The sequence below is a fragment of the Eggerthella hominis genome, assembly GCF_014287365.1.
Lineage (GTDB): Bacteria > Actinomycetota > Coriobacteriia > Coriobacteriales > Eggerthellaceae > Eggerthella > Eggerthella guodeyinii.
In genome coordinates this window covers 996045-1019720 of the sequence record NZ_JACOOA010000001.1, presented here as the reverse complement: position 1 = coordinate 1019720, position 23676 = coordinate 996045, and the positions used below count along the sequence as shown (strand labels likewise).

23 protein-coding genes are annotated in these 23676 nt (G+C 68.8%); 21 read left to right on the top strand and 2 right to left on the bottom strand.

Annotated features, from left to right (window positions below):
• Window positions 1–2 precede the first annotated feature (2 nt).
• The 6 genes from H8S61_RS04460 to H8S61_RS04435 all read left to right on the top strand — a co-directional run bounded on the left by H8S61_RS04460 (window position 3) and on the right by H8S61_RS04435 (window position 3949).
• Window positions 3–1280 carry a glutamate-5-semialdehyde dehydrogenase gene (locus H8S61_RS04460; RefSeq protein ID WP_186938071.1) on the top strand — a complete coding sequence of 426 codons (1278 nt, stop codon included), beginning with the start codon at window positions 3–5 and terminating at the stop codon, window positions 1278–1280.
• The gene (gene nadD / locus H8S61_RS04455) at window positions 1280–1960 is read left to right on the top strand and encodes a nicotinate-nucleotide adenylyltransferase (protein WP_186938070.1); all 681 of its coding nucleotides are present in this window, start codon (window positions 1280–1282) and stop codon (window positions 1958–1960) included. Before H8S61_RS04460 ends, nadD begins: the two co-directional genes overlap by 1 nt.
• Entirely contained in the window at window positions 1957–2580 is a 624-nt protein-coding gene (yqeK, locus tag H8S61_RS04450) for a bis(5'-nucleosyl)-tetraphosphatase (symmetrical) YqeK (protein WP_186938069.1), read from the top strand. Before nadD ends, yqeK begins: the two co-directional genes overlap by 4 nt.
• Entirely contained in the window at window positions 2577–3005 is a 429-nt protein-coding gene (rsfS, locus tag H8S61_RS04445) for a ribosome silencing factor (RefSeq protein ID WP_160943328.1), read from the top strand. The genes yqeK and rsfS overlap by 4 nt, the downstream gene beginning before the upstream one ends.
• A gap of 319 nt (window positions 3006–3324) precedes the next feature.
• Window positions 3325–3660 carry a type II toxin-antitoxin system RelE/ParE family toxin gene (locus H8S61_RS04440; RefSeq protein ID WP_186938068.1) on the top strand — a complete coding sequence of 112 codons (336 nt, stop codon included), beginning with the start codon at window positions 3325–3327 and terminating at the stop codon, window positions 3658–3660.
• Window positions 3644–3949: an addiction module antidote protein gene (locus tag H8S61_RS04435; protein WP_186938067.1), complete on the top strand. Its 306-nt coding sequence runs from the start codon at window positions 3644–3646 to the stop codon at window positions 3947–3949. Before H8S61_RS04440 ends, H8S61_RS04435 begins: the two co-directional genes overlap by 17 nt.
• On the opposite strand, the gene H8S61_RS04430 is transcribed toward H8S61_RS04435, so the two are convergent.
• Entirely contained in the window at window positions 3933–5201 is a 1269-nt protein-coding gene (locus tag H8S61_RS04430) for a chloride channel protein (protein WP_186938066.1), read from the bottom strand. The two genes, H8S61_RS04435 and H8S61_RS04430, sit on opposite strands and share 17 nt — an antisense overlap.
• 9 nt (window positions 5202–5210) lie before the next feature.
• Window positions 5211–6218, bottom strand: coding sequence for a P1 family peptidase (locus H8S61_RS04425; RefSeq protein ID WP_186938065.1), 1008 nt, complete (start codon window positions 6216–6218; stop codon window positions 5211–5213).
• Window positions 6219–6379: 161 nt separating this feature from the next.
• Between H8S61_RS04425 and H8S61_RS04420 the strand changes: the two genes are divergently transcribed.
• From H8S61_RS04420 to H8S61_RS04350, 15 genes are all read left to right on the top strand, one after another.
• Window positions 6380–8983, top strand: a complete 2604-nt coding sequence (locus H8S61_RS04420) for an AfsR/SARP family transcriptional regulator (protein WP_186938064.1) — start codon at window positions 6380–6382, stop codon at window positions 8981–8983.
• A gap of 89 nt (window positions 8984–9072) precedes the next feature.
• A complete protein-coding gene (locus H8S61_RS04415; RefSeq protein ID WP_255466417.1) occupies window positions 9073–9345 on the top strand; it encodes a BrnT family toxin in 273 nt (90 codons plus the stop codon).
• Entirely contained in the window at window positions 9320–9577 is a 258-nt protein-coding gene (brnA, locus tag H8S61_RS04410) for a type II toxin-antitoxin system BrnA family antitoxin (RefSeq protein ID WP_160943334.1), read from the top strand. Before H8S61_RS04415 ends, brnA begins: the two co-directional genes overlap by 26 nt.
• Window positions 9578–9763: 186 nt before the next feature.
• Entirely contained in the window at window positions 9764–12577 is a 2814-nt protein-coding gene (secA, locus tag H8S61_RS04405; protein ID WP_186938062.1) for a preprotein translocase subunit SecA, read from the top strand.
• A 6-nt stretch (window positions 12578–12583) separates the two neighbouring features.
• Complete coding sequence (gene prfB, locus H8S61_RS04400) at window positions 12584–13678, top strand: peptide chain release factor 2 (RefSeq protein WP_186938061.1); 1095 nt, start codon at window positions 12584–12586, stop codon at window positions 13676–13678.
• Window positions 13679–13836: 158 nt separating this feature from the next.
• Window positions 13837–14676, top strand: coding sequence for a transketolase (locus tag H8S61_RS04395; RefSeq protein WP_160943337.1), 840 nt, complete (start codon window positions 13837–13839; stop codon window positions 14674–14676).
• Window positions 14669–15634 carry a transketolase family protein gene (locus H8S61_RS04390; RefSeq protein WP_160943338.1) on the top strand — a complete coding sequence of 322 codons (966 nt, stop codon included), beginning with the start codon at window positions 14669–14671 and terminating at the stop codon, window positions 15632–15634. Before H8S61_RS04395 ends, H8S61_RS04390 begins: the two co-directional genes overlap by 8 nt.
• Before the next feature lie 55 nt (window positions 15635–15689).
• Window positions 15690–16532 carry a cell division ATP-binding protein FtsE gene (ftsE, locus tag H8S61_RS04385; RefSeq protein ID WP_160943339.1) on the top strand — a complete coding sequence of 281 codons (843 nt, stop codon included), beginning with the start codon at window positions 15690–15692 and terminating at the stop codon, window positions 16530–16532.
• Window positions 16525–17430: a permease-like cell division protein FtsX gene (ftsX, locus tag H8S61_RS04380; RefSeq protein ID WP_160943340.1), complete on the top strand. Its 906-nt coding sequence runs from the start codon at window positions 16525–16527 to the stop codon at window positions 17428–17430. The genes ftsE and ftsX overlap by 8 nt, the downstream gene beginning before the upstream one ends.
• Window positions 17431–17444: 14 nt before the next feature.
• Window positions 17445–18722, top strand: coding sequence for a S41 family peptidase (locus H8S61_RS04375; protein ID WP_160943341.1), 1278 nt, complete (start codon window positions 17445–17447; stop codon window positions 18720–18722).
• 2 nt (window positions 18723–18724) lie between these two features.
• Entirely contained in the window at window positions 18725–20788 is a 2064-nt protein-coding gene (gene rnr / locus H8S61_RS04370) for a ribonuclease R (protein ID WP_186938060.1), read from the top strand.
• An 11-nt stretch (window positions 20789–20799) separates the two neighbouring features.
• Entirely contained in the window at window positions 20800–21648 is an 849-nt protein-coding gene (locus H8S61_RS04365; protein ID WP_186938059.1) for a DUF2238 domain-containing protein, read from the top strand.
• A 64-nt stretch (window positions 21649–21712) separates the two neighbouring features.
• Window positions 21713–22183, top strand: a complete 471-nt coding sequence (locus H8S61_RS04360) for a MarR family winged helix-turn-helix transcriptional regulator (protein WP_154334422.1) — start codon at window positions 21713–21715, stop codon at window positions 22181–22183.
• Window positions 22184–22393: 210 nt separating this feature from the next.
• Window positions 22394–22612: an acyl carrier protein gene (locus H8S61_RS04355; RefSeq protein ID WP_154334421.1), complete on the top strand. Its 219-nt coding sequence runs from the start codon at window positions 22394–22396 to the stop codon at window positions 22610–22612.
• A gap of 85 nt (window positions 22613–22697) precedes the next feature.
• The gene (locus H8S61_RS04350; RefSeq protein WP_186938058.1) at window positions 22698–23669 is read left to right on the top strand and encodes a nitronate monooxygenase; all 972 of its coding nucleotides are present in this window, start codon (window positions 22698–22700) and stop codon (window positions 23667–23669) included.
• Window positions 23670–23676: the final 7 nt, after the last annotated feature.

The following is a 23676-nucleotide window of genomic DNA, read 5'->3' as shown; positions in this document are numbered from 1 at the left end:
CCATGGTTGAGGAAACGGTGCGGGAGCACGTGCGGCGCGTCGCCGAGGAGGCGCGCGCGGCGAGCGGGGCGCTCGCGCAGACGAGCGCCGAGGAACGCAACGGCGCGCTGGCCGCCATGGCCTCGGCGCTGCGCGCGCATGCGGGCGCCATCGTCGAGGCGAACGGCCTCGACATGGACGCGGCGCGCGCGGCGGGCACCAAGGAGAGCTTGCTCGACCGCCTCATGCTCGACGAGGGCCGCGTCGAGGGCATCGCGGCGGCGCTCGAGGACCTCGTCGCGCTGCCCGACCCGCTGGGCGCGGTGCAGCAGCGGCGCACGCTGCACAACGGCATCGAGCTCACGCGCGTGAGCGTGCCGCTCGGCGTGGTGGCCGTCGTGTACGAGGCGCGCCCGAACGTGACGGCCGACGCGGCCGGCATCTGCCTGAAGTCGGGCAACGCGGCGGTGCTGCGCGGAGGCAGCATGGCGGCGGCCTCGAACGAGATCATGGCGAAGGTGCTGCACGACGCGGCGGTGGAGGCGGGCATGCCCCGCGGCTGCATCGGCGCCGTCACGGTACCCGATCGCGCGGCGGCCGACGAGCTCATGCAGCTGCACGGGGTGGTGGACGTGCTCATCCCGCGCGGCGGCGCGGGGCTCATCCGCCACTGCGTGGAGGCGTCGAAGGTGCCGGTCATCGAGACGGGCACGGGCAACTGCCACGTGTACGTGCACGCGTCGGCCGACTTCGAGAAGGCGCGCGCCATCATCGTGAACGCGAAGTGCCGTCGTCTGGGCGTGTGCAACGCGGCCGAGACGCTGCTCGTGGACGAGGCGGCGGCCGAAGCCTTCCTGCCCGCGGCGCTCGCCGAGCTGGCGGAGCGCGGCGTGACGCTGCATGCCGACGAGCGCGCGGCGGCCGTCGCCGCGAAGCACGGCACGCCCACGGTGCCCGCCGACGAATCCGATTGGGAGACCGAGTACCTCGCGGCCGACCTGGCCGTGCGCGTGGTCGACGGCGTGGACGAGGCCATCGACCACGTGAACCGTTACTCCACGAAGCACTCCGAGGCCATCGTGGCCGAGGACGAGGGCGCCGTCGAGGCGTTCCTCGCGCGCGTCGACGCGGCCGCCGTGTACGCGAACGCGTCGACGGCGTTCACCGACGGGGCAGAGTTCGGCCTGGGTGCCGAGATCGGCATCTCCACCCAGAAGCTGCACGCGCGCGGCCCGTTCGCGCTCGACGCGCTCACGTCGTACAAGTACGTGCTGCGCGGCTCCGGGCAGGTGCGCGCGTAGTGGGACGGATCTGCGATCACTTCGACGACCTGGGGCGGGACGGGAGGCCGGCGCGTCTCGGCATCATGGGCGGCACGTTCGACCCCATCCATATCGGGCACCTCGCGTGCGCCGAGCAGGCGCGCGAGGCCTACGACCTCGACGGCGTGGTGTTCGTCCCCGCGGGCAACCCCGTGTTCAAGAAGGACCGCGTCGTCACGCCGGCGGCCGAGCGCCTGGAGATGTGCCGCATCGCCACGCGCAGCAATCCGGCGTTCGACGTGAGCGCCATCGAGATCGAGCGCGGCGGCGACACCTACACGGTGGACACGCTGCGCCAGCTGCGCGCGCACTACCCCGACAACGTGGAGCTGCGCTTCATCACGGGCGCCGACGCGGTGTACCACATCGTGCAGTGGCGCGAGAGCGCGGCCATCGCCGACCTCGCGCGCCTCATCGCGGTCACGCGCCCCGGCTACGTGCTGTCGGAGGAGCGGCGGGCGTTCATCGCCGAGCACGGCAACTTCGCCATCGATTACCTCGTGGTGACGGCCCTCGCCATATCGTCGAGCGACCTGCGCGAGCGGTTGGCGAGGGGGAAGTCGATCCGTTATTTGACGATGCAGGGCGTGCTCGACTATATTCAGGAGCGGGGCCTGTACGAGACGGGCCCGAGCGACGACGAAGGAGGCGTGCGATGAGCGAGGACGTGCTGTCGGAGGCGTTCTTCGACGCGCGCGAGCGCGATTTGGAGCAACGGCTCAAGCGCAAGCGTTTCGAGCACGCGCGCAGCGTGTCGGAGATGGCCGCGCTGCTGGCCGAGACGTACGGCGCCGACGTGCGCAAGGCGCGCTTGGCGGGCCTGCTGCACGATTGGGACAAGGAATACGACGACGACGCGATCCGGGCGCACGCCCGCGCGCTCGACGTGGACGTGGACCCGTACGTGCTGGAAACCATGCCGCGCCTGCTGCATGGGCCCACTGCGGCGGCCGAGCTCAAGCGCGCGCATCCCGACCTGCCCGACGACGTGATACAGTCCATCGCGCGGCACACCGCGGCGGCGGTGGGCATGAGCGACCTCGACATGATCATCTACATCGCCGACGCCATCGAGCCCGGCCGCGATTTCGACGGGCTCGACGAGCTGCGCTCCGCCATCAGCGAGGTGCCGCTCGAAGAGCTTTTCATGATGACGTTCAACCACATCCTGCTGACGCTCGTGGAGCGCCGGCGACGCCTGCACCCGGCAACGGTCGAGGTGTGGAACCATTACGTGGCCCGATCGCGCGAAGCGAAGGCCGAGAAAGGAACAGCGTGAGCACAACGACGAACGAGAAGACTTCCAGGGAATGCGCCCTCATCGCGGCCCGCGCGGCCGACGACAAGAAGGCCACCGACATCATGGTGCAGGAGGTGGGCGAGCTCATCGGCGTGACGGATTACTTCGTCATCGCCACGGCCTCCAACAACCGTCAGGTCGAGGCCATCATCGACGAGATCGAGGATGCGGTGCGCGTCCAGGCTCAGATGAAGCCGTTGCATCGCGAAGGCACGCAGGACGGCACGTGGTCGCTGCTCGACTACGGCAGCTTCGTCGTGCACGTCTTCCAGCCCGAGACCCGCGAGTACTACCGCCTCGAGGCGCTGTGGAACGACGCGCCCGTCATCGACCTGGCCGCCGAAGCCGGCCTCACCGACATCGAGTACTCCGACCGCATCGCCAAGCTCCTCGGCAAGGAGTAGCGCGTCGAGCATCCGGTTCAGCCCGCTCGCACGTCCTGCCATGCGCCGCCACCTACGTGGCGGCGTTTTTTTTTGGTCGCCGTCCCGCGTCGGGCCGACGCGAGATTCGCGTGAGAAGGGCGTCGGATCCACGTGGAATCGGCGCGAGAACGACGTTCGCTGCACGTGGAAACGACGTTGGAACCGCGCAAGACCCCGTGGAATCCGCGTCAGACTCCCATGATCGGGGCGTGAGCGCTTCGCTGCTATGCTTCGCCCTGCAGGACCCGCCGTGCCTTGACCGAGGCGCGAGTATCCTGTAAGATACAAAGGAGTGAGGATGGATGCGACGAACGTGACGGTGCTTGCCTTGCCGGTATTCACCCGTTGGCTGCGCAAGCTGGACGATCGCGCGGCTGCAACGCGTATCGCCATGCGCGTGCGGCGACTGCAGATGGGACGGTTCGGGGAGGTTCGCGATATCGGCGAAGGCGTCTTCGAATTGAAGGTGGATTGCGGTCCGGGATACCGCGTGTATGCGATGCGAAAGCGCGATGCTGTCGTGTTGCTGCTTTGCGGCGGCGACAAAGGCTCCCAAAAGCGGGATGTGAAAAAGGCGAAAAGCCTCGCAAAGCAGGCAAGAGATGGAGGATGGTCGTATGAAGAACCCCTTTAAAAGACCGCTCAAGTTGTCGGAGTTCTGCATTTCGGATTATCTGGACTCGGAGGAGGCCATCGCGGAATATCTGACGGCCGCTCTCGAAGAAAACGATCCCGAGTTCTTCAAGGTTGCGTTAGGGGACGTTTCTCGCGCTCGCGGCATGGCGCAGGTTGCCGAGCGTGCGGGGGTGGGGCGCGAGAGCCTGTACAAGTCGCTCTCGGCCGAAGGCAACCCCCGGTTCAGCACCGTCGTCGACGTCCTCGACGCGCTCGGGTTCAAGCTCGTCGTCACGCCGGGGTCGTAGGAGCCGGGCCCTTCTCGGCGCGCAGGGCCTTCGGCAGCGGGATGGCGGCGCCGAGGGCCGCGGCCGCCAACATGACCACGATGCCCTTCACGGGGAAGCACAGGAACAGCAGCAGCACGGTCATGAGCGGCTGGCGCATGACGCCGCCCACGAGCGCGGCCGTGCAGGCGCACAGGCAGAACACGGGGTCGGCTCCGGTGAGCAGGGCCATGCCGTAGCCGATGGAGATGCCGGCGAAGATGACGGGGAAGAAGTGGCCGCCCCGCCAGCCGAAGCGGATGCACAAAGGCGTGATGAGCACCTTGCCGAAACCCGTGGCCAACAGCGCGAACGCGGTCATCGTGGTCCAGACCTCGCCGAGTTGCTCGGCCTGCGTCTCGCCGGCGAACATCGTGAACGGCAGCGCGATGCCCAGCAGCGCCAACGCGAGCCCGGCGATGAGCGCCTTGGTCACGGGGCGCTCGCCCATGCGGTCGGACAGGCGCCCGAACAGGCCGTCGAACGCGCAGAACAGCCAGCCGCCCGCCGCGCCCACGAGCGCGAGCGGCACGAGCCACAGCAGCTCGGTCGTCCCCACGTGGATGTCGGTGAAGCGGGGCAGCGACAGGCCGCCGCCGAACAGCGCGCCCAAGCCGAGGAACGCGCCGAGCGCGCCCGCGATGGCGCACAGGTACACGACGATCTTCGACGACTTCGGCAGCGTGATGGTGGTTTGCGCGCCCTCGCTCTCGTCGCCGTCGTCGTACAGCGGCGCGGCGAACCCGAACAGGGGAGCGGTGAAGATGGCCGACAGCGCCGCCATCGTGCCGACCGACGTGAGCTGCTGGAAGTCCGACCCGAAGCGCTTCATGCGGTCGCCCACCCACGTGCAGATGCCCGCGACCGCGCCGGTGAGCCCCGCCTCGGGGCCGACGGATCCGCCGAAGAACAGGGGCAGCAGCGCGGCGACGGACATGACCCCCAGCTTGTCGTAGTCGTAGCGGCCGTCGCGCTTCACCTTCGCCATCACCTGGTTCAAATCCTCGGGATAGGAGCCGAACCGCTTGGCGAACAGCCCGATCACCAGGCCGCCTGCCAGACAGGCGATCAGCGGGAAGAAGGGGCCGAAGTGCGTGGGCAGCTTCTCCCAGATGAACGTGATGCCGAGGTTCATGGCGAACAGCAGCAGCCACACGAACGCGCCGGCGATGGCGCCCGTGACGATTACCGACACGACGAACAGCGCGCGGTTCGCGAGCTTCGCTCCCTCCATGCGGCGCCCCTAGCGCGCGACGACGTCGCGGGCGGCGGGCAGCCCGTAGGCGCCCTCGGCCTGCTCGACCGCGCGAACGATGGCGCCCTGCATCGCCTCGGTGGCCAGGATGGCGAACACGTCGTAGTCGGCGTCGACCTCGCCCGATGCGAACGTGAACACGGTGTCGCCGTCACCCGAGGTGTGAACGGGCTTGATGGCGCGCGCGTAGGCGTCGTGGACGGTCGAGGAGGCTTTCGTGGCCTGGGCCTTCGTCAGGCGCGCGTTCGTCAGCACGACGCCGATGGTCGTGTTGGCGCACGGGCCGGCGGCCGGATCGACCTCCCGGGCCGCAGCTGCGGCGGCCGCCTGCTGCGCGAGGACGCCGAACGCCTCGAGGGGGTCCATGACGCGCCCTTCGTCGTCGCGGCAGCCGGCGATCCAGGCGCCGTCCGCGTCGCGCACGTTGCCGAGAGCGTTCACCGCCACGATGGCGCAGGCCGCGAGCTCGCCCAGGCGCAGCCCGCAGACCCCGAGCCCCGCCTTCATGGCGCGCTCACCGCCCAGCAGCTTGCCCACCGAGGCGCCGCAGCCGGCTCCCACGTTGCCTTCGGCAAGCGGCTCCGCCGCATCGCGCTCGAAGGCCGCCTGCGCCGCCGCGCGCCCCATGGCGGCGTCGGGATGCGCGTTCTGCCCCACGAGCAGGTCGAACAGGCACGCGCCCACAACGATGGGCACGCGGGCGCTCTCTACGGGGAAGCCGATGCCGCGGGCGGCCAGCTCCTCCATCGCGCCGGTTGCGGCGGCCAGCCCGAAGGCGCTGCCGCCCGACAGCACCACGCCGTGCACGGCCTCGATCATGTTCTCGGGCTTGAGCAGGTCGGTCTCGCGCGTCGCGGGGCCGCCGCCGCGCACGTCGACGCCGCAGACGGCCCCTTCGGGCGCGATGACGACGGTGCAGCCGGTGCCCGCGCGGGCGTCCTCGGCGTGCGCGCAGCGAAACGCCGGCAGGTCGGCGAGCGAGGCGGGTTGCAGCATGATGGTCTCCCTTGCGTCGGATGGGGTCGTTCGTCCGGCCTATTGTACACCGCGCATCGCGCTGTGGGCGAACCGATGTCGGCTTGCAGGAGGAGGGTTACGGTGGTAGGGTGACTATCCCGCTCTCGCTACGCGCTCCCTCGAAGAAGGGAGTGAATCGCATGCCGGAATTCCTCAAGAAAGCGTCGTGCCGCGGACGTCGCCCGCTCCATCTCGCCTCGCGCCGCCAGATCCCCCGCCCCGACCTCATCGCGAAGCTGCTGCGCGAGCGGCACGTCGCGCGGTTCATCGTCGCGCCCGACGGGTTCGGCAAGACGGGCCTGGCGATGGAGTACGCCGACACCGTGTTCTCGTTCGAGCACGTGGTCTGGCTCGACGGCCGCAGCCCGTGCTTCCTGCGCGACCTCGACCGCGGCGTCATCGCCCGCACGCTGCTGGACGACGACGCGCAGCCGTTCCTCGTCGTCATCGACGACGTGCCCCCGCTCGACCCGGAGCGCGCGGAGCTGCTGTCGGACGAGCTCGACCTGCTGCTCGACCGCGACTGCGAGGTGATGGTCACCTGCATGCCGTCGCGCGACGCCTTCGCGCGCCATCGCGACCGCATCAAGCTCGCAGCTGCCGACCTGCTGCTCGCCGATGCGGAGCTCGACCTGCTCCGCACGCCGGGGGAGCGCTCGGCCGATCCGGCGCAGGCGATTCCGCGCGCCTGCCGCGTCGCGGGCCTCGTGTGGGGCTCGGAGGAGGAGCGCGCGGGGTTCCTGGTCAGCGCGCTGCGCGAGGAGCTTCCCGCCGACCTGCTGCTGCCGCTGTTCGTGATGGCGGCGCTCGAGCGGGGGACGCTCGAGGACGTCGCGGCGTTCGGCCCGTTCGGCGCCGATCAGGAGGGGCTGCTCGCCGAGCAGTACCCCTACCTCGGCATCGAGTCCCGGCGCGGGCGGTTCGAGGCCGCGCCGTTCGAGGCGGATGCGCTCGCGGACGCCTTCGCGCGCAAGCTGGGCGCGCTGGCCGATCGGTCGCTGTTCCCCGATGCGAGCACGCTCGTCGTGCGCCTGGGCGATGCGCTCGTGGCGCGCGGCGCGCACGAGCGCGCCTGCGACCTCGTGCGGCTGCTGGCGGCGCGCGGCCCACGCGCGACCTGGCTTGCGACGCACGGCCGCGCGCTGTTCGACGCCGCGTGCCTCGTGCCGGCCTGCGAGGTTCATCGGTCCCTGTCGGGGGAGACGGCGGGGAAGGGCGCGGTGCTCAGCGCCCACGAGGCGGTTCGCCGCGCGTTCTTGGGGGATCGCGCGGCGGCCTGCGCGGCCGCGCGCAAGGCGGTGCGCGACAAGGGGGCCGCCCCCGCCGCGCGGATGGCGGGCGCGCTCGTGCTCGCGCAGTGCGCGGAATCCGACGAGCGGCGGCGGGCCGACAAGCTCGCGACGGCGCTGCTGGCGGCGGCGGGCGTCACGCACGTCGCCGACGCGCATCGCGCGGCCGGATGCGCGAAGGCGGTGGAAGAGCAGGGGTGGCTGGCCTCGGGGTGCGTGCACGCGCAGCTCAGGCGGGCGAGCTGTCCCGAAGCCGCGCACGTGTGGCTCGACTGGTACGACCGCGGCGCGCGCGGCGGCTTCCTCAAGCAGTCCGCCGCCGAGGTGCTGCGCCAGGCGACGGTCGCGGGGCCCGAGGACGCCCGGTCGTCCGAACTCGACCGCCTCGGCGCCCTCGTGCGCAAGCGGGTGTCCCAGGCGAGCCGCGGCGCGCTCGGTCTCGGCGACGCCCTGGCCGGCATCGCCTACGAACGCGCCTGCGAGCAGGGCGTGCTCACCATCCCGGCCCTCGACGCCCAGGCGTCGCTCGCCGTGCGGCGGATGGAGATGACCTTGTTCTCCCAGCGCGCCGCCTGCGAGCGTCTCGAGCGGGAGCGCTTCGAGCGCGAGCGCGTCTTCGTCGCCACCCATCCCGACGCGTACCGCGACGAGGGCCGCGGGAAGCGCCTGTCGAAGCTGCCGAGCGCCGCGCCCGTGCTCACCGTCAACCTGTTCGGCGGCCTCGACGTGCTCATGGGCGACGAGCGCGTGGACCCCTCGCGCTTCAGCCGCCAGAAGGTGAAGACGCTGCTCGCCCTGCTCGTGCTTCACAACGGCCGCGAGTTCTCGCGCGACAAGCTGGTGGGACTCTTGTGGCCCGACGGCGAGCTCATGCCCGGGCGCAAGAACTTCTACGGCATCTGGGCCATGCTGCGCCGCGCCCTGTCCACGCCCTCGGGCGACTGCCCCTACCTCATCCGCCAGCAGCAGGGGCTGCGCCTCGACGCGAGCCTGCTGGCCAGCGACGTGGCCCAGCTTGAGGACGTGTGCCGCACGCTGTTGTTCGAGCGCCCGGGCTACGGCGGTTGGGCTCAAGTGTACTCGCAGGTGAACGACCGGTTCTCCGACGATCTGCTGCCCAGCGAGAACGGCAACGACGCCATCGCCTCCCTGCGCGTGGACTACCGCAACCGCCTCGTGGACGCGCTCGTGGCGGCCTCGACGCGCCTCGTGGCGGCGGGCGAGGTGCAGGAGGGGCTCTGGTTCGCCCGCGCCGCGCTCCAGCGCGACCGCTCGCGCGAGGATGCCTACACCTGCCTCATGCACGCCCAGCTGGCGTCGGGCCAACGCACGGCCGCCCTCGACACCTACTTCTCCTGCCGCCGCTTCCTGGCCGACGAGCTCGGCATCGACCCCTCGGTCGAAACGGTGCGCCTCTACCGCGGCATCATCGAAACCGAAACGGACTTCGAGTGACGAGCGGTGAACGGAATCGAGACGGTAGGGCGATAACGTTGCAGAAAGGGTATAGTATGGATATAATAACTATATCATTAGGTACTATATTGACGTTCGAGTATGATCCGGTGAAAAGCGCGGCGAACCTGGAAAAGCACGGCATCGACTTCGATGAGGCGCAGCGGCTTTGGGAAGGCGTCTATCTCAAAGCTCCCGCTCGCAAGAAAGGCGAGCGACGGTACGCGGTGGTCGGCGTGCTGCGCGGCGTGCATTGGACGGCGATCGCGACCGATCGGGGCGGCCGCATCCGCATCATCTCGGTCAGGCGCGCGACGGAGCAGGAGAGGATTCGCTATGAACAACGAAAAAATAACCTCTGAGAATCTCGAGGAGCTGTTCGACGAGGGTCGGGACGTTACCGAGTTCTTCGATTTCGACTCCGGTGCCGTCGTCGAAGGGAGAACGGAGACGAAGCGCGTCAACGTCGACATGCCGCTGTGGATGGTGGAGGCGCTCGACAAGGAGGCGAAGCGGGTGGGCATCGGGCGGCAGGCGGTCATCAAGATGTGGCTCGCCGAGCGCCTCGACGAGGAGGCGCGCCGCACCGCCTGAGCGCGCCGCGCGACGGGCCGGCGGCGCGCGGGCGCGTTTCCGGCCCGTCGCCTCGTGCACAAACCCCTTGCGTGCCCTGTGAATTTCCTTTGAGGTCAGGCACGATATGCTAGAGTAGCAAGTGCTGTATTCGAGTGAATAAGCGCGCATCGCCGCGCTGCAAGCCACGAAAAGGATGGCGCATACATGGCAGGATTTCTTTCCAAGCTCCTCACGCTTGGCGAGGGCAAGCAGCTCAAGACCTACGAAGCCACCGCAAGCAAGATCAACAGCCTCGAACCCGAGATGCAGGCACGCTCCGACGAGGAGCTGCGCGCTCTCACCGCCGCGTTCCGCGAGCGGGCCGCGGGCGGCGAGGACCTCAAGAGCCTCTTGCCCGAAGCCTTCGCCGCCGTGCGCGAGGCCTCGGTGCGCACGCTGGGCTTGCGTCACTTCGACGTCCAGCTCATCGGCGGCATGGCCTTGAACGACGGGCAGATCGCCGAGATGAAGACCGGCGAGGGCAAGACGCTCGTCTCCACGCTGGCCGGCTACCTGAACGCGCTGCCCGGGCACAACGTGCACGTGGTCACCGTCAACGACTACCTGGCGAAGCGCGACAGCGAGTGGATGGGCCAGGTGTACCGCTTCCTCGGCATGGACGTGGGCCTCATCCAGAACGGCATGCGCCCCGACAAGAAGATCCCCGCGTACAAAGCCGACGTCACGTACGGCACGAACTCGGAGTTCGGCTTCGACTACCTGCGCGACAACATGGTGACGCGCGCCGAGTCCCGCGTGCAGCGCGGCCATCACTTCGCCATCGTCGACGAGGTGGACTCCATCCTCATCGACGAGGCCCGCACGCCGCTCATCATCTCGGGCGCGGGCACGCAGGCGGCCGAGACGTACAACAAGTTCGCCCGCGTCATGGTGGGCCTCACGCCCGAGCTCGACTTCGACATGGACGAGGCGAAGAAGACCATCAACGCCACCGAGAGCGGCCTGGAGAAGATCGAGGCCATGCTCGGCATCGACGACATCTACGCCGACCCGTCCGGCCAGCTGCCGAACCACCTGCAGCAGGCTTTGAAGGCGCAGTTCCTGTTCCACCGCGACGTGGACTACGTCGTGGTGAACGGCGAGGTGAAGATCGTCGACGAGTTCACCGGCCGCATCATGGAAGGCCGCCGCTACTCCGAGGGCCTGCACCAGGCGCTCGAGGCGAAAGAGCGCGTGCTCGTGCGCGAGGAGAACCAGACGCTGGCCACCATCACGCTGCAGAACTACTTCCGCCTGTACGAGAAGCTCTCCGGCATGACCGGCACGGCCATGACCGAGGACGCCGAGTTCCGCGAGATCTACAAGCTGCCGGTCGTGGCCATCCCGCCGAACCGCCCGGTGGCGCGTAAGGACGAGGACGACCTCATCTACCGCACGGTGGAGGCGAAGTTCAACGCCGTGGCCGACGACGTGGCCGAGCGCAACAGGGCCGGCCAGCCCTGCCTCATCGGCACGGTGTCCATCGAGAGCTCCGAGAAGCTGTCGCGTTTGCTCGACAAGCGCGGCATCAAGCACGAGACCCTCAACGCGAAGAACCACGAGCGCGAGGCGCACATCATCGCGCAGGCCGGCCGCGTGGGCGCCGTCACCATCGCCACGAACATGGCAGGCCGCGGCACCGACATCCTCTTGGGCGGCAACCCCGACGTGCTGGCCGACGACGTGCTGCGCGAGCGCGGGTTCGACCCCGAGCTGCAGGAGGGCGACGAGGTGGAGGAGGGCCATGCGCCCGCTCCCTCCGCGGCCGATCGCGCCTCGGCGCTCGCCGAGGCGAAGCGCGTGTGCGGCGAGGAGCACGACCAGGTCATCGACGCCGGCGGCCTCACGGTCATCGGCACCGAGCGCCACGAGTCGCGCCGTATCGACAACCAGCTGCGCGGCCGCGCCGGCCGCCAGGGCGACCCCGGCGTGACGCAGTTCTACCTGTCGCTCGAAGACGACCTCATGCGCCTGTTCGGCGGCAACCGCATGGACTCCATCGCCCGCATGATGGAGAAGACCGACATGCCCGAGGACATGCCCATCCAGGCCGGCATGGTGTCGAAGGCCATCGAAGGCGCCCAGCGCCAGGTGGAGAGCATGCACTTCGCCGCCCGTAAGAACGTCCTCGAGTACGACGACGTCATGAACCTGCAGCGCGTCGCCATCTACAGCGAGCGCAACGCCATCCTCGACGGCAAGGACATGGACGAGCGCATCCCCGAGATCGTCAACGACGCGGTGGAGGCCGTCGTCGAGGAGAACTGCCCGGCCAAGGTGCCGAGCGACGACTGGGACGCCAAGGCCGTGGAGCTGTGGGCCGCGAACATGACGGGCCGCGACGACTTCAGCGTGGCCGAGGTCGATCACGACGACGACCCCGCGGTGCTGTCCGAAGCGCTGGAGGAGTATCTGGAGAACGTGTTCGCCGAAAAGTCCGAACAGCTGGGCGAGCCGGTGATGAAGATGCTGGAAGGCCAGGTCATGCTGCGCATGATCGACACGCGCTGGATGGCCCACCTCCAGGAGATGGACTACCTCAAGGCCGGCATCGGCCTGCGCGCGTTCGGCCAGCGCGACCCGCTCGTCGAGTACAAGAACGAGGCCTACAACGCGTTCCAGAGCCTGACCGCGGGCATGTACGAGGACTACCTGCGCACGCTCTTGCGCCTGCAGGTGGCCGTGAAGCAGGAGCAGCCGGCGCTGGTCGAGGAGAAGAGCCCGCTCGACGGCAAGGTGAGCTACTCGTCTCCCGAGCAGGCGCTCGAGCAGACGGGCGTCGGCGCCGCGCGCAAGCAGGCGGCCGCGTCGGCGGCGTCGCCGAGCGGCGCCCCGGCGACCCCGCCCAAGCCGGCGGCGGCGAAGCCCCAGACGTACACGAAGGACAAGGACGATCCCTTCGCCAACGTGGGACGCAACGACCCGTGCCCCTGCGGCTCGGGCCTCAAGTACAAGAAGTGCCACGGACGAGATCAATAAGGAATCATGGCTGACAGAGACGAAAAAGACTTGGAGCAGGTAGCGCAGCGCGTCGAGGCGGCGCACGGCTACCTGCACATCGAAGAGCGCGCGGTCGAGCTGGCGAAGCTCGACGAGGAGATCGCGCGTCCCGGCTTCTGGGACGACGCGACGCACGCGCAGAGCGTGTCGAAGCAGGCCAGCGTGCTGCGCGACACCATCGCCGAGTACCAGGACGCGGCCGCGCTGCTCGAGGACGCGCGCGCCGCGTTCGACCTCGCGTCCGAGGACGAGCTGTTCGCCGAGGAGGCCTCCGCGGCCCTCGACAAGCTCGACGGGCTGCTCGACGCGCTCGAGATCAACTCGTGGTTCTCGGAGCGCTTCGACGGCGGCGACGCCATCCTCACGGTGCATCCCGGCTCCGGCGGCCTCGAGGCCCAGGACTGGACCGACATGCTCTACCGCATGTACGTGCGCTACGCCGAGAAGAAGGACTGGAAGGTCACCGTGCTCGACGTGGTGCCCGGCGAGGGCATCGGGCTGGACAAGGCCACCATCCAGATCGAGGGCCGCAACGCCTTCGGCATGCTCAAGAGCGAGAACGGCGTGCACCGCCTCGTGCGCATCAGCCCCACCGACGACAAGAAGCGCCGCCACACCACGTTCGCGGGCGTGGAGGTGCTGCCGGTGCTGCCCGACGACATCGAGGTGGACCTCAACCCCGCCGACGTGCGCGTGGACGTGTACCGCTCGAGCGGCCCCGGCGGCCAGTGCGTCAACACCACCGACTCGGCCGTGCGCCTCACGCACATCCCCACGAACATCGTGGTGACGTGCCAGAACGAGAAATCCCAGCTGCAGAACAAGGAAGCGGCGTTCCGCGTGCTCAAGGCGAAGCTCTACGAGCGCGAGGAGCAGAAGCGCCAGGAAGAGCTGGCCGAGCTGCGCGGCGACCGCATGGACAACACGTTCGGCAGCCAGATCCGCAACTACGTGCTGTACCCCTACCAGATGGTGAAGGACGTACGCAGCGGCATCGAGACCGGCAACGTCGACGCCGTGCTGGGCGGGGAGTTGGACGAGTTCGTGATCGGCTACCACCGTTGGCGAGTTTCGCAATGACGGCCGCTTGAGGCGGCGCATCTTGCCTTTCAGAACCCGAGGGCTTTCGCACGCGGCCCACCAGGCCGCTTAGCTCAAACCCTCGGAACCTTCAAGGCAATCTGCACCACCTCAAGCGGCCTGCGGTTCACTTTATTGAAAGGGCGAAAGGAAACAGCATGACCGAACTTGAACGGCGGGCGAACGAGATGCGCTCCGACATCGTGCGCATGATCGCGGAAGCGGGCAGCGGGCATCCGGGCGGATCGCTGTCGAGCGCCGACATCCTCGCGGCGCTCTACTTCGGCGGCGTGCTTGAGCACGATCCCGCGCGTCCCGACTGGGACGAGCGCGACCGCTTCATCCTGGCGAAGGGCCATGCGGCTCCGGCGCTGTACGCGGTGCTCGCGAGCGCGGGGTACTTCCCGCGCGAGGAGCTGCTCACGCTGCGCAAGCTGGGCACGCGCCTGCAGGGCCACCCCGACTCGAGCCTCGTGCCCGGCGTCGAGGTGTCCACGGGCTCGCTCGGCCAGGGGCTGTCCGTCGCGGCGGGCGCCGCGGCCGGCCTCAAGCTTGACGGCAAGGAGCAGACCGTGTTCGCCCTGCTCGGCGACGGCGAATGCCAGGAGGGCCAGGTGTGGGAGGCCGCCATGTTCGCGGCGCACCGGGGCCTCGACAACCTCGTGGCCGTCGTGGACCGCAACTGCCTGCAGATCGACGGCAACACGGCCGACGTGTGCGACCCGGGCGACCTCGTGGCGAAGTTCCAGGCCTTCGGCTGGGAGGCGGGCGAGGTGGACGGCCACGACATCCCCGCGCTCGTGGAGGCGCTCGCGGCGGCGAAAGCGGCCCGCGACGGCAGGCCCCACGTGCTGATCGCGCGCACGGTGAAGGGCAAGGGCGTGTCGTTCATGGAGAATCAGGCGGGTTGGCACGGCAAGGCGCCGAACGCCGAGCAGACGAAGACCGCGCTGGCCGAGCTGGCGGCGCTGAGCGGAGAGGAGCCCAGCCGTGGTTAAGCTGGCAAACGAAACGGAGTCCCAGGTCAAGCGCGCCACGCGCGCCGCGTACGGCGTCACGCTGGCCGAGCTGGCGAACGAGGGCCTGCCCGTGGTGGCCGTGGACGCCGATCTGACGGGCTCCACCACCACGAAGAAGCTCGCCGACGCGGGCTTCGCCGACCGCCTGTTCAACTGCGGCATCGCCGAGCAGAACATGGTGGACGTGGCCGCCGGCCTCGCCGCGACCGGCCACATCGCCTACACCGGCTCGTTCGCCGTGTTCGGCACGGGCCGCGCCTACGACCAGATCCGCAACACCGTGTGCTACAGCAACCTCGACGTGAAGGTGGCTCCCACGCACGCCGGCATCTCCGTCGGCCCCGACGGCGGCAGCCACCAGATGCTCGAGGACGTCTCGCTCATGCGCGGGCTCCCGAACATGCGCGTGCTCGTGCCGGCCGACTACGCCGCCGCCCGCGCCGCCATCCGCCTCGCGGCGAGCACGCCGGGCCCCGTGTACGTGCGCATGGGCCGCGCGTCGGTGCCGGCCGTCTACGCCGACGGCGTGGAGCTCGAGCTCGGGCGCGCCTACGTGCTGCGCGAGGGCGCGGACGCCACCATCGTCGCCTGCGGCGTCGAGGTGGAGCAGGCGCTCAAGGCCGCCGAGGCGCTGGCCGCCGAGGGCATCGAGGCGGAGGTCATCGACGCGTTCAGCGTGAAGCCGCTCGACGAGGACACCGTCCTCGCGTCGGTGGGGAAGACGGGCCGCGCGGTGGTCGCCGAGGAGCACAGCGTGTACGGCGGCCTCGGGTCGGCCGTGGCCGAGGCGCTCGCGCGCACGAATCCGGCCCCGGTCGAGTTCGTGGGCATGCGCGATCAGTTCGGCAAATCGGGCGAGTTCGAGGAGCTGCTGGACTACTTCAACCTGGGGTCGAGGGCGATTGTCGAAGCTGTGAAGAAGGTTATGGCCCGATAGTGCTTCTGTTAGAATCTACCCGTCTCAGTACCCTACTATTCGAACGGAGCACTCTGTGACGAACGACATCAGCCAAGGGGTTCCTGCGCGTCCCGTGCGACGCAGCGGCGCCCACGCGGCGCCCGCGCGGCAGACCGCGTCGCAGCTTTCTGCGTCGCTGCCGGTGCTGGAAGTCGATGACATTCCCCAGCAAACAGGCACGCCGGTCATCACGTTCGACCACGTGACCAAGGTATATCCCGCCCAGCCCAACAAGCCGGCGCTCAACGACATATCGCTGCAGATCTACGCGGGCGAGTTCATCTTCCTCGTGGGCCATTCCGGTTCCGGCAAGTCCACGTTCATCCGCATGCTCATCCGCGAGGTGAAGCCCTCGCAGGGCCACATCTACGTCGCCGACGAGGATCTGACCACCATGCGCAACTGGCGCGTGCCCTACCTGCGCCGCAACATCGGCTGCGTGTTCCAGGACTTCAAGCTCCTGCCGAACAAGACCGTGTTCGAGAACGTCGCGTTCGCGCTCGAGGTCATCGGCAAGAGCCGCCACGTCATCAAGACGCAGGTGCCCGAGGTGCTGCGCCTCGTCGGCCTGCAGGACAAGCTCAACAAGCGCCCTGACCAGCTGTCCGGCGGCGAGCAGCAGCGCGTGTCCATCGCGCGCGCCATCGTGAACCGCCCGCCGCTGCTCGTGTGCGACGAGCCCACCGGCAACCTCGACCCGCAGACGTCCCGCGGCATCATGGACCTGCTCGAGCGCATCAACCGCACGGGCACCACGGTGCTCGTCGCGACGCACGACCGCGAGATGGTGGACAACATGCGCCGGCGCGTCATCGCGCTCGACCGCGGACACCTCACCCGCGACCAGGATCGGGGGGTGTACGGTTTCGATGTCTAGTTTCTTCTACTTTATCAAGGAGTCCGCCAAGGGCTTCACGCGCAACCTGTCGACGGCGTTGGGGTCCATCGTGACCATCTTCCTGTCGCTGCTCATCATCGGCGTGTTCCTCGTCGGCGGCTTCGTCATCGAGAAGCTCGTGTCGTCGGTGGAGAACGAGGTGTCCATCACGGCCTACGTGGCCGACGACGCCTCCGACGCCGACATCCAGACGGTTGAGAACTTCATCGAGGGGCTCGACGGCGTGGCGTCGGTGGGCTTCACGAGCAAGGAGCAGGCGCTCGAGAAGTTCCGCGAGACGTCGACGTCCGACATCATCGACACGCTCGACGGCCAGAACCCGTTGCCGCGCTCGATCGACGTGGAGCTGTCCGACCCGCAGCTGGTGGAGCAGGTGGCGTCCGCGATCCGCGGCAACACCACGTACCAGCAGATCATCGGGTACGATACGGTCGAGCAGTCGCTCAAGTACGGCCAGCAGACGGTCGATCGCCTGTTCACGCTCACGAACTACGTGCGCTACATCGGCATCGCGCTCGTGGCGCTGCTCATCTTCATCGCGATGGTGTTCATCAACAACACCATCCGCCTGGCCATCCTGGCGCGCCGCAAGGAGATCGCCATCATGCGCCTCGTGGGCGCGTCGAACGGCTTCATCCGCGGGCCCTTCCTCATGGAAGGCGCGCTGCACGCCATCATCGGCTCGCTTTTGGCGGTGGGCTGCCTGGAGCTTGTGCGCACGCTCGCGCTGCCGAAGCTGCAGAGCGCGCTCATGTTCCTCAACTTCGACCTGAGCCTGAACACTTTCCTGTTCATCTATGCCGTGCTCATCGGCGCGGGCCTGTTCATCGGCCTGCTCGGCTCGGCGTTCGCCATGCGCCGCTACCTCAAGGTCTAACGTGTTGAACGGTCATGGCCAAGCATACTGACACTTCGCAACTTGCGGCGTCCGCGCGTCGAGCGCGGGCCCGCAGCATGCGCCTCATCAAGGCGTGCATCGTCATCATCGTCGTGGGCGTCGCCTTCGTCGCGGGTTTCACCGCGCGAGGCGACGCTTCGCTGCTTGAATCGCTCGGCTTCACGTCGCTCGTGGTGGACGTCGACCGCAACCCGGGCTCCACGACGTCGGGCGACACCTACGACTCCCTCGGCGCGCGCGTGGAGGAGGTCGAGGGCATCATCGAGAACGACAGCCTCGACTCCTACGATCTGGGCATGGCCACGACCAACGTGCTGAACGCCCTGTCCGACACCACCGAGGACGATTACCTGCGCTACTACGACCCCGCGCGCTACGCGGCGCTGTTGCAGGACAGCGCCGAGCAATCGGCGGGCATCGGCGTGCTGTTCTCCGAGTACAAGGGCCGTGCCTACGCGGCCGACGTGTTCGAAGGCTCGGCCGCCCAGATGGCCGACGTGCGCAGCGGCGACTTCGTGGTGGCCATCGACGGCGATCGCGGGCACGAGTGGACCACGAACGAGGTGACCTCCGCGCTCAAGCGAGAGGAGGGCGACAGCGTCGTCATCACGTGGCGGCGCGCCGAGACCCTCGACGACGAGGGCGGCGAGGAGTTCACCACGACGCTCGTGTGCTCGAACTACGCGGTGAAGAACGTGGAGACCGAGCTTTCCGACACGGTGGGCTACATCAAGCTCAAGCAGATCACGCAGAACGCGGCCGACCTCGTGAAGAGCGCCGTGACCGATCTCGAGGCGCAGGGCGCCACGTCGTTCGTGCTCGACATCCGCGACAACCCCGGCGGCTTCCTCACGCAGTCGGTGGACACCGCCAGCCTGTTCGTGAAGAGCGGCACCATCGTGAAGATCCAGACGAAGGCGGAGGAGACGTCCAAGACCTCCTCGCGCCCCTACGTGACCGAGAAGCCCCTCGTCGTGCTCGTGAACGGCAAGACGGCCGCCTCGGCCGAGGTGCTGGCGGCGGCGCTGCAGGACAACCAGCGCGCCACGCTCGTGGGCTCGACGACGCTCGGCAAGGGGTCGGTGCAGGTGACGCGCGACCTGAGCTTCGGCGGCGCGCTGCGCTACACGGCGGCGTACTACAAGAGCCCGCTCGGCCACGACATCGACGGCGTGGGCGTCACGCCCGACGTGATGGTGGGCCTGGCCGACGGCGAGGACAACCAGAAGGCGCTCGCGATCGAAACCGCCCAGTCCCTCGTGAAGAGCTAGCCGTGGCGCGGACGCGTTCCCATACGCGCCGGCACCCTCGAAGCAATCCACGGGGCGTGCTCAGCGTGCGCGGAGGCGGTTTCGGCTTCGTGCAGACGGCCGAAGGGGAGTTCTTCGTACCGGAATCCAAGATGGCGGGCGCCTTCGACGGCGACCTCGTGGAGGTGGCGCCGCTGCCCGTCCAGGGCGGGCGCGCTAAGCAGCCGCACGAGCGCAAGGGCGACCTGCGCGCGGGCGAGAAGCCGGCGGCTCGCGTGCTGCGCGTCGTCGACCGCGCCCACGACACGCTCGTGGGACGCTACGAGGTGGCCGAGCCGTTCGGCGTGGTCGTGCCCGAGGACGTGCGCATCCCCTACGACATCTTCACGATGCGCGCCGACAATCCCGACATCGAAGACGGGTCGCTCGTGCGCGTGCGCATCACGACGTTCCCCTCGCGCTCCACGGCGGCCACGGGCGTGATCGAGGACGTGCTCGGGCGCGCCGACGACGAGCGCGCCGCGGTGGACGTGGTGATCGCCCGGCACAAGCTGGAAACCGCGTTCTCGGAGGGGGCGCTCGCCGAAGCGCGCGACGCCGTGCTCGACGAGGCCGGCGCGCTGGCGTCCGGGTACCGCGACCTGCGGGATCGCTTCACGTTCACCATCGACCCGGCCGACGCCCGCGATTTCGACGACGCGGTCAGCCTGGAGCCCGTGGAGGCCGATGCGGCCCCGGAGCAGGCGGCGCGGGAGCGGGGCACCGGCATCCGCATCGTGGACGAGCGCGGGTTCGGGGCGGCGACGTGGCGTCTCGGCGTGCACATCGCCGACGTGTCGCACTACGTGGGGTGGAACTCCTCGCTCGACCTCGACGCGCGCAGGCGCGCCACGAGCGTGTACCTCGTGGACCGCGTGATCCCCATGCTGCCCGACGAGCTGTCGGGCGATCTGTGCTCGCTCAAGCCCGACGAGGCGCGACGCACGATGACCGCCGATATGTACCTCGACGACCAGGCGCGTCTCGTGGCGTACGAGCTGTACCCGGCGATCATTCGCTCTCATGCGCGCCTGGCCTACGAAGAGGCGCAGGCGCTGCTCGACGAGCCCGCCGACGACGGGCTGTCGCGGCGGCTCGCGACGCTCTCGCGCCTGGCGAAGCGGCGGTTCGCCGCGCGCGAGAAGGCGGGCGGGCTCGACTTCGACTCGGTCGAGGCGCGCGTGCGCCTCGACGACGAAGGCCGCCCGACGGGCATCGACCTGCGCACGAAGACCGACGCCACCTCGCTCATCGAGGAGGCCATGATCCTCGCGAACGAGACGGTGGCCCTGCACCTGCGCGACGCGAAGTTCCCCAGCCTGTACCGCATCCACGAGCAGCCTTCGGCCGACAGTCTGGCGGCGCTCGTGCCGGTGTTCCAGGAGTTCGCGTGGTTCGGCGACATCGACCAGGCGGACTTCGTCGCGGGTGAGGCGCACGTCGTCCAGCGCGTGCTCGAGGCGAGCGCCGGCCGGCCCGAGGGCGAGCTCGTCTCGTCGCTCGTGCTGCGCTCGATGAAGCGCGCCGTGTACCGCCCCGCCTGCGCGCCGCACTACGGCCTGGCGAGCGATGCCTATACGCATTTCACGTCGCCCATCAGGCGCTATCCCGACCTCGTGGTGCACCGTATGCTCAAGGCCCTCATCGGCGGCCGTCCGGAGAAGTTCGACCAGGAGACATCGGCGCTCGCGTGGATCGCCGAGCACTCCTCCGACATGGAGCGGGTCGCGGAGAAGGCCGCGCGCGAGTCGCAGGAGCTCAAGATGATCGAGTACCTCGAGCAGTTCATAGGTCGTTCGTTCTCCGCGGTGGTGTCGGGCGTGGCGACGTACGGCGTGTACGTGCGCCTCGACAACACGGCCGAGGGGCTCGTCCCGTGCAAGAACCTCGGGAGCGAGTACTTCGCGCTCGACCCGGTGCAGCATCGCTTGACCGGGCAGGACACGGGCACGACGTACCGGCTGGGACAGCGGCTGCCCGTCGTGCTGACGGCGGCCGACCCGCGCGCGCGGCGCCTGGACTTCCGTCCCGCCCGCCCCGAGCGATAGCGGGCCGTGCGATGGGACGCGTGCGCGACGTCTTCGAGGCCATGGGCCGCGAGGTGCGCAAGAACAAGGGGTCGTTCGCCGTGTACGTGGTGCTGCGCCTTATCGTGATCGCCTGCGCCGCGGGGGCGCTCGCGTTCGGCAACTACGAGGCGTTCTTCCTGTGCCTGCTCACGCTCGTGCTGCTCTTCGTGCCGACGTTCGTCGAGGTGAACTTCAGCATCTCCATCCCCGAGACGCTCGAGGTGGTCATCGCCCTGTTCATCTTCGCCGCCGAGATACTGGGCGAGCTGTTCCACTTCTACACCATCTTCCCGTTCTGGGACACGCTGCTGCACACGTTCAACGGCTTTCTGGCGGCGGCCATCGGCCTCGCCCTCGTGTCCATCCTCAACCGCTCCGAGCGCATCGCGTTCTCGCTGTCGCCGTTCTTCTGCGTGGTGGTGGCGTTCTGCTTCTCCATGACCATCGGGGTGCTGTGGGAGTTCTTCGAGTTCGGCATGGACCAGGTGTTCGGGCTCGACATGCAGAAGGACAGCGTGGTGACGAGCATCTCGAGCACGCTGCTCGACCCGTCCGGCTCGCAGCGCCCGCAGCGCATCGACGGCATCGCGTCGGTGGAGGTGAACGGCCAGGAGCTGGGCGTGGGCGGGTACCTGGACATCGGCTTGGCCGACACGATGAGCGACCTGTTCGTGAACTTCGTCGGCGCGCTCGCGTTCTCCGTCATCGGGTACCGCTACCTCAAGAGCAAGGGGCAGGGCCGGTTCGTGCGGCGCTTCGTGCCCACGCCCGCCCCGCACGGCGACGCCGACGACGCCGAAGTCGCCGCTGCCGTTGCTGCCGACGGCAAGATACTTTGATTATCTAACTAATTGCGGTATGATGCGGGTGACGTGAAACGACGAGCGAGAAGGAGGGGAGAGGATGGACGGTTCCGCCACGGGCGCCGGCGCGGCGCGCAAGCGGCGCGAGGAGATCGACGACTTGCTGTCCGGCACGTTCAACTCCATCCTGCGCATCGAGGAGCAGTCGCTCGACAACCGCCTGACGCACGGCCTCACCATCACCGAGGTGCACACCATCGTGGCCATCGGCCTGCACGAGCGCAACCCCATGAACGTGGTGGCCGCGCGCCTGAACGTGACGCTGGCCACGCTGACCACGGCGGTGAGCAAGCTGGCGAACAAGGGGTTCGTGGAGCGCACGCGCGCCGAGGACGACCGGCGCAAGGTGCTCGTGTCGCTCACCAAGAAGGGCAAGCAGGTGCTGCGCGCGCACAACCTGTTCCACCACCAGATGATCGACGAGGCGCTGGCCGACCTCACCGAGGAGGAGGAGCGCGTGTTCGCCGGCGCGCTGTCCAAGGTGAAGGCGTTCTTCGACGCGCAGGCGTGAGGGGTGCGATGTTTCACGTGAAACATCGGTTCGCGCGAACGAATGTTTCACGTGAAACATTCGTGCCGGACCGCGGGCGTTGTGCTGGCGCGCAGAAATCGTGGAGGGCGCTTGGGAGCCCTTGCAATCGAAGGCCCGCCACCATACCATTACTCCCGTAGAAATACTTTGATTATCAAACTAAATTGCACGACGCGAAAGGAACTGGCCATGGCTACCATCGACACCGTGAAGGACGTCCTCGTGGAGAACCTCGATCTCGAGGCCGACAAGATCACCGAGGAGGCCACGCTCGAGTCGCTCGGCATCGACTCCCTCGACATGGTCGAGCTCATCTGCGACCTCGAGGAGAAGTGCGACATCGAGTTCGGCGAGCCCGAGGGCATCGAGACGGTGGGCCAGCTGGTCGCGCACATCGACTCGCTGTAACACGCGTTGACCGGGCCCCGTACGGGGCCCGTTTTGCCGAAGCCCGCGCGGCGGGCGCATGGGATACGTTTTGAGGAGCTGAGCCGTGAAAACGAGGATTACGGAACTGCTGGGCATCGAGGTGCCCGTCGTGCAGGGCGCGATGGCGCGCATCGCCGACGCGAGCCTGGCCGGCGCGGTGAGCGAGGCCGGCGGCCTCGGCATCATCGCGTGCGGCGGCGCACCGCTGGCGTGGGTGGAGGAGCAGGTGCGCATCGCCCGCTCGATGACCGACAAGCCCATCGGCGCGAACGTCATGCTCATGGATCCGAACGCGGGCGAGACGGCCGAGCTTCTGGCGAAGCTGCGCGTCGACGTCATCACGACGGGCGCGGGATCCCCTGCGAACTACATGCAGCTCTGGAAGGACGCCGGCATCAAGGTGGTGCCCGTGGTGGCGTCGAGCGCGCTGGCCGCGCGCATGGAGCGCCTCGGCGCCGACGCCGTGGTGGCCGAGGGTACCGAGGCCGGCGGCCACATCGGCGAGCTCACCACGATGGCGCTCATCCCCGCGGTATGCGACGCCGTGTCCATCCCCGTGATTGCCGCCGGCGGCATCGCCGACGGGCGCGGCATGGCCGCCGCCTTCGCGCTGGGCGCCGAGGGCGTGCAGGTGGGTACCCGCTTCCTCACGGTTGACGAGTGCACCATCGCCGACGCGTACAAGGACAAGGTCATCGCCGCCAAGGACGCCGACACCATCGTCACGGGCCGCGGCAGCGGGCATCCCGTGCGCTGCCTCAAGAACAAGTTCGCCCGCACCGTGCGCAAGCTCGAGGGCGACATGGCGGCCAACGGCGACGAGCTGGAGGCCCTGTACGCGGGCTCGCTCAAGCGCGCCGTCGACGGCGACGTGGACAACGGCACGATGATGGCGGGCCAGTCGGCGGCGCTCGTGCACGAGCGCGCGACGGCGGCCGAGGCGCTCGCCGCCCTGGTGGCCGAAGCCGAGGCGCTCGGATGCCGCGACTTGGCCGCGATGGCCGACGCGAACGCCCGCCGCGAGCGCGCGCAGTAGAGGGGAC

Excerpts from the sequence above, each read along its gene's own strand:
- H8S61_RS04360 (WP_154334422.1), top strand. The coding sequence starts at position 21,713 with ATGGACGGTTCCGCCACGGGCGCCGGCGCGGCGCGCAAGCGGCGCGAG.
- H8S61_RS04425 (WP_186938065.1), bottom strand. The coding sequence starts at position 6,218 with ATGCTGCAACCCGCCTCGCTCGCCGACCTGCCGGCGTTTCGCTGCGCG.
- H8S61_RS04435 (WP_186938067.1), top strand. The coding sequence starts at position 3,644 with ATGAAGAACCCCTTTAAAAGACCGCTCAAGTTGTCGGAGTTCTGCATT.
- brnA (WP_160943334.1), top strand. The coding sequence starts at position 9,320 with ATGAACAACGAAAAAATAACCTCTGAGAATCTCGAGGAGCTGTTCGAC.
- H8S61_RS04420 (WP_186938064.1), top strand. The coding sequence starts at position 6,380 with ATGCCGGAATTCCTCAAGAAAGCGTCGTGCCGCGGACGTCGCCCGCTC.
- yqeK (WP_186938069.1), top strand. The coding sequence starts at position 1,957 with ATGAGCGAGGACGTGCTGTCGGAGGCGTTCTTCGACGCGCGCGAGCGC.
- secA (WP_186938062.1), top strand. The coding sequence starts at position 9,764 with ATGGCAGGATTTCTTTCCAAGCTCCTCACGCTTGGCGAGGGCAAGCAG.
- H8S61_RS04355 (WP_154334421.1), top strand. The coding sequence starts at position 22,394 with ATGGCTACCATCGACACCGTGAAGGACGTCCTCGTGGAGAACCTCGAT.
- H8S61_RS04440 (WP_186938068.1), top strand. The coding sequence starts at position 3,325 with ATGGATGCGACGAACGTGACGGTGCTTGCCTTGCCGGTATTCACCCGT.
- H8S61_RS04395 (WP_160943337.1), top strand. The coding sequence starts at position 13,837 with ATGACCGAACTTGAACGGCGGGCGAACGAGATGCGCTCCGACATCGTG.
- H8S61_RS04365 (WP_186938059.1), top strand. The coding sequence starts at position 20,800 with ATGGGACGCGTGCGCGACGTCTTCGAGGCCATGGGCCGCGAGGTGCGC.
- H8S61_RS04375 (WP_160943341.1), top strand. The coding sequence starts at position 17,445 with ATGGCCAAGCATACTGACACTTCGCAACTTGCGGCGTCCGCGCGTCGA.
- ftsX (WP_160943340.1), top strand. The coding sequence starts at position 16,525 with ATGTCTAGTTTCTTCTACTTTATCAAGGAGTCCGCCAAGGGCTTCACG.
- H8S61_RS04430 (WP_186938066.1), bottom strand. The coding sequence starts at position 5,201 with ATGGAGGGAGCGAAGCTCGCGAACCGCGCGCTGTTCGTCGTGTCGGTA.
- prfB (WP_186938061.1), top strand. The coding sequence starts at position 12,584 with ATGGCTGACAGAGACGAAAAAGACTTGGAGCAGGTAGCGCAGCGCGTC.
- H8S61_RS04460 (WP_186938071.1), top strand. The coding sequence starts at position 3 with ATGGTTGAGGAAACGGTGCGGGAGCACGTGCGGCGCGTCGCCGAGGAG.